This is a genomic window from Methanoregula sp. (assembly GCF_002835825.1).
In the GTDB taxonomy this organism is placed as follows: Archaea; Halobacteriota; Methanomicrobia; order Methanomicrobiales; family Methanospirillaceae; genus Methanoregula.
The window spans coordinates 1-2534 of sequence record NZ_PIZH01000316.1 but is presented as its reverse complement, the minus strand read 5'-3'; the positions used below and the strand labels follow the sequence as shown (position 1 = coordinate 2534).

General features: G+C 51.2%; 3 protein-coding genes and 1 tRNA gene. All 4 read right to left on the bottom strand.

Annotation, left to right across the window (positions count from 1 at the left end; all coding sequences use genetic code 11):
• Positions 1-519: mechanosensitive ion channel family protein (locus CW742_RS10410; RefSeq protein ID WP_292420107.1), on the bottom strand; the 519-nt coding region annotated here is incomplete at its 3' end.
• Entirely contained in the window at positions 513-1505 is a 993-nt protein-coding gene (locus tag CW742_RS10405) for a hypothetical protein (RefSeq protein ID WP_292420104.1), read from the bottom strand. The genes CW742_RS10410 and CW742_RS10405, both read right to left, overlap by 7 nt.
• A gap of 336 nt (positions 1506-1841) precedes the next feature.
• Positions 1842-1914: transfer RNA gene (locus CW742_RS10400), tRNA-Gln, on the bottom strand.
• A gap of 101 nt (positions 1915-2015) precedes the next feature.
• The coding region (locus CW742_RS10395) for a hypothetical protein (RefSeq protein ID WP_292420102.1) at positions 2016-2534 on the bottom strand (519 nt) is incomplete at its 5' end.

Here is a 2534-nt window from a genome sequence, read left to right as displayed (position 1 = left end):
ACTCGTAACAGGCTGCACGAAGATGGTGAAGTTCGGAACGGATACCTGTTCGTCGGCAGGGGTCCTGATGCGGGTTGCACGGATGCCAATATCGATTACTTCCCCGTACCGGTCACCAATGGTCACCTTGTCGCCGATCTGATAGGGTTTTTCGAAAATGATCACCACGCCACCGACGATATCGGCAAAGAGGTCTTTTAATCCAAAACCTATGGCTGCGCCAAAGAGACCGGAGAACGCGATCATCTGGGTGAGGGAGGGCTCGATGATTGCGATGATGATGTAATAGATGGCAACGAGATAGACAAGAAGTTTCAGGAGGGGGATGATCATTGTGACCGAGGTCCGGTACCAGCCGATCCGCTCGGATATATGCATCAGGATGAAACTGAGAAGCCAGGTGACGACATACGCTATGACAATGATGAAGATGACGTACAGGATGAGGTTTGCATCGATCGTCTTGAGCGGAAGTTCCGCGGTGACATTGGAGAGCAGGACATCGGCCATGGTTACCATAACCTCCTTGTCTTTTTGAGGTACTCGATAACCGGCCCAAGGGCAAACGGCGGGATACTGTAATAGCCGGCATCCTCCCTGACAACACCCTGCTGGACAAGGCGGTAGAGGACCCGCTGGATATCCATCTCCGAACCGGCTATCGCAGAAAGGTCCTTTTCATGCAGGGATTTCATGGACAAAATAATGGTAAGGATGAAAGATTCGTTGGTATCGAGATCGATATCATAGAGAGTCTCGCTGATTGACGCAAGGGATATGGTGTTATCTTTCAGGGAGGACTCCCAGAGCAGGAGCGCTACACCGGGATTTCCCCGTGCAATCCGGTTGATCTTCTCGAAGATCACGTCCTCAATGGATACCTGGATGTGTTTTTTCCGTGGCAGTCCCCGGAGCATTACGGTGAAATTTGACTTTACCCAGGGGATGGAAAAGTCATTTTTCGTGAGAGGGATGTGAACATTCTTGTGGATCATGGAGTAGAACATCGAGCGATCGGTTGCCCCTTCTTCGAGGAACAGGATCTCCCCGGGCTCGTAATGGGAAAGGATCACCTGTTTGAGAACGGGCGTGTCCATCCGGGCGATGGAGACGATCACGGGAAAATACGCCTCAATATTCATCACTGCTGAGAGGTACTGCCAGGCAAACGCATTCCACGTTGTGATGAAGAGTTTCTTTGACGAGATCTGTGCATGCAGGAATGTATCAAGGACATCAAATCCCCCGATCCTCCGGGTGGCCAGGAACCGGCAGTTGTCGATCAGGATGATGTCTTCTTTGATGGTAGAGAAATCCGGAAGACTATTTGGGGAGATCACGAATTCCAGCGGGAGGTAATGGACTTTATCACCATGGATGCGGCGGATCTCGGAAACGATGGTGCTCCGTCCGCCCATAGGCTCTGATATGATGGCTATGTGATCCGGTGCACCGGTCCCGAAGCGTTCGATGGTATCTGTGATATCCTGTATTTCTTTTTCCAAGCCGATCACAGTCCCTTTTCGAGCTCCATCCCGGTCCGCTGCCATGGTTTGTTGTCCCAGATAAGGAGATAACCGGAGAGCTATTAAAGGGTATGGCAGATTCTGAAAAGTCAGTCGGGGCATTGCAGGATATCGAATGAATTTCACTACCCGGCCAGGGTTCTCCCTGCGTTCGGGTTTGATGCAGGCAACAGACAATGCAGGAATGGTGTCGTTGTTTTTGCGATCCAATTTTCACGCATCGCGTTCTGCAGGAAATCATTCACGTTCACAGGAGATCGCTTTCGGTGTGTCCGCGACCGAGGGGTGGATCAAAAAACAGGGCGTTCTGTTACATACCCCCGACCAGATTCGAACTGGTGTCGCCGGATCCAAAGTCCTGCATGATTGACCGCTACACTACGGGGGTGGATGTTTTTTCCAAATTTCCCGACCGGAAAATTTGTGCTAATGATGTTGGTGCCGGAGATATTAAAGTCAGCACGGCGTGTCTGAAAAGGGAGGGGCCGGTCAAGACCCGATCATGATATCAGCACGGGGCTTTTCATGGAGTTTCTTTGCCGACTCCTTGTGTTCAGCTGTTGCCGGAGCCTCTGCCACTTTCTGCGGTGCCATAGAGTGGACCGGTTCATCATCCTTCTGGATCTGTTTTGGGAGCCGAGACAGGATCTCCCTGCTCACCTTGATCTGCTCCTTCATGAGGGTGCTGAACTCAGAAAGGATGGTGTTCTGTGCCTGAAGTGCCGCGGCCAGTTCGGGACCTGATGGACTGTCTGTTACAAGCTCCGGGTTGAGTGCCTGCTGCTTCTTAATGAATTCCCCGCGTCGTTTCCAGATCTTGCTGATGCTGTCAATGCCTTTCTTCCGGGTAGGGAATGTCTCGCGGTACCGCTCGTAGAATTCATGGCTGTCACTACATTGGATGACCAGATCGATCTCGGCATCATCGATCTTTTCGTATTTTCTTTTCTGGACACGGGGCATGGTACTCTCGTAGTATGTCGTCAGGGATGCTAAAAAAGAATTGTG